3 protein-coding genes are annotated in these 2,429 nt (G+C 69.1%); all 3 read right to left on the bottom strand.

The window, feature by feature from the left end; translation table 11 throughout:
* Positions 1-1,069: PEP/pyruvate-binding domain-containing protein (locus AC5RWT_RS36590; protein WP_494084492.1), on the bottom strand; the 1,069-nt coding region annotated here is incomplete at its 3' end.
* A 163-nt stretch (positions 1,070-1,232) separates the two neighbouring features.
* The gene (locus AC5RWT_RS36595; RefSeq protein WP_494084493.1) at positions 1,233-1,688 is read right to left on the bottom strand and encodes a hypothetical protein; all 456 of its coding nucleotides are present in this window, start codon (positions 1,686-1,688) and stop codon (positions 1,233-1,235) included.
* A 5-nt stretch (positions 1,689-1,693) separates the two neighbouring features.
* Entirely contained in the window at positions 1,694-2,329 is a 636-nt protein-coding gene (locus AC5RWT_RS36600; RefSeq protein ID WP_494084494.1) for a bacterial proteasome activator family protein, read from the bottom strand.
* Positions 2,330-2,429: the final 100 nt, after the last annotated feature.

Raw genomic sequence — 2,429 nt, forward strand, 5'->3', positions numbered from 1 at the left:
CGATCAGGTCGGCGAACAGCGGCGAGAGCGGGTCCGGCAACTGTTCCACGATGCTCGCGCGGAAGTAGAGCCCATTCCGGTAGGGCACGGGCCAGCTATCCGGAGGGTCGGCCGCCGGTTCCGGCAGCGCCGTAATGGGCCGGGACTGCAAAAACCAGAACCCGTCGCCGGTTCGGGCCCACTCGATGTCCTGCGGCGCGCCGAAGTGGTCCCCGATCTGCGCTCCGTAGCGGGCCAGTTCCGCCGCCGCCGTATCATCGAGCACCTGCTGGCGGCGGCGCTCCAGCGGCACCGGTTGCTCCCTAGTGCCATGCTCCGCGTAGGCAGTCATGATGTCCTTATCCGCTGTCCGCCGCGAGAGCACGTCGCCCGTCACCGCGTCGACGACGACGCTGTCGGGGGTGACCGTTCCGCCGACCACGGACTCGCCCAAGCCCCAGGCTGCGCTGATCACGATCTGGTCGCGGCGCCCGTTGGCAGGATTGGCCGTGAACATCACCCCCGCCGCATCGGCTGAGACCATCTGCTGGACCACGACCGCCAGGCGCACCGACTCCGGGCCGACGCCTTCACGCACGCGGTAGGCCATGGCGCGGGCCGTCCACAGCGAAGCCCAGCAGCGGATCACCGCCGCCGCCAGGGCCTCCGCTCCCCGAACATTGAGATAGCTGTCCTGCTGTCCGGCGAAGCTGGCCGAGGCGAGGTCCTCGGCGGTGGCGGAGGAGCGCACCGCGACCGCAATGTCCCCGATGCCCAGACGCTGGTAGGCGGCGCCGAGTTCGGCGGCAATCCCGTCGGGCATGGTGCCGCTGGTGAAGAGGGTGCGGATCCGCGCCGAGGCCTGCTCGTAGTCCTGCATAGCCGCCTGCGGTCCGAGCGTCGCCAGCTCCTGGATGGGCACGGCAAGGTGGTTGGCCTCCACGAATGCCGCGTACGCCGCGGTGTTCACAACAAACCCCGGCGGAACCGGCACCCCGGCCCGGCTGAGCCCGCCCAGTCCCACGCCCTTGCCGCCGGCCGCGGCAAGATCCTCTACTCCCACATCTCCAAGACTGTTGATGTAGGTCACGACCGCGTGTCCTTCCGCCTTCGAGACGAGCCACCCTCATGGACAGCTGAATGCCAACATCATGGCACGCCCAAAAGCAGGAGGCCATGGTGGTGCGGGCTGCAGGAGCCGGTCCTTCAGCTGCCGGTAACCTACGCTGCGCCGCCCCCCAGGCCCGGCCGGTTCAGTGTTCCAACTCCGCCAGCAGCCGCTCGGCTTCGGCCAGGTCTGACACGACGACGGCGGCGCGGCGCCGGACGTTGTCGACGCCGGCCTCGTAGCCTTGGGAGCCGCCTAGCCGGGCCATGGCGGCAGCCTGGGCGGCCGCCGCCAGCGAGTTGCCGGCCTTGGAGAGGCTCCGATGGATGTCCGCCAGCTGGCCGCCGGGCACATCCAAGCCTTCGGCGGGACTCAGCAACTGGGCGGCCGTGCAGCAGTTGCGAACCCGGGGCAGGAGGCCGGCGAGCTGGTCGGCTACCGGCAGCAGCTCGGCGTAGAGGCCGTCGTCCTCCACGCCTTCAAGGATCTGGTGGTAGCGCTCGAGGGCACGCCGGAAACGGTCATGCGCATGGCGCCAAATTCCTTTACCGAGTTCCTTATCATCCCGGCGGGCCTGCCGGGCAGCACCGAAGAGTGCCACCGGTCCTACAGGTACTGTCCAGGCCCGGCGTGACGTTCGCCGCCCTGGACCGGGCTCGCATTCTCCCCCTCGGCGCCGGCGGCCCGGCGCGGTTCCCCGTCGTCGCCAATCACGACACCTGGCGCGATCATGGTGCCCGGCGGCAGCTGGCGCATCTGCATGCGGGCCGCCATCTGCTGGTTCAGGGCCTGCTGCGCCGCGAGCGCGGTCTGGATGCCGTGGAAGAGACCTTCCAGCCAGCCGACCAGCTGAGCCTGGGCGATGCGCAATTCGGCGTCTGAGGGCGTGGAATCGTCGGTGAACGGCAGGTTGATCCGGTGCAGTTCCTCGATCAGCTCCGGTGCCAGCCCGTCCTCGAGCTCCTTGACGGAACGCTCGTGGATTTCGGCCAGGCGGGTTCGTGCGGCATCATCCAGCGGGGCGCTGCGTACTTCTTCAAGCAGTTGCCGGACCATGGTGCCGATCCGCATGACCTTCGCCGGTTCATCCACCAGGTCTGCAAGTTTGGAACCGCTGCGGCCGGACCGGCGTGCGGGGCCGGAGTCCGAATCCTGGAGCCCGTCCTCCGCCGGGCCCGGGCTGCCGGACAGTGCACCGACGATGACCGGTTCTTCTGGCTGCGGCTTCTGCTCTTCGCTCATGTTTTCATCTTGCCAGAGACGGCCTCCGCCCGCAGATCAAAAAAGGCTGCCAAGGCACCCGGCTGCCACACTGGCGGCGGCCGGCATAACAGTGCCCGCC

This window comes from Arthrobacter sp. Dra40 (genome assembly GCF_059091905.1).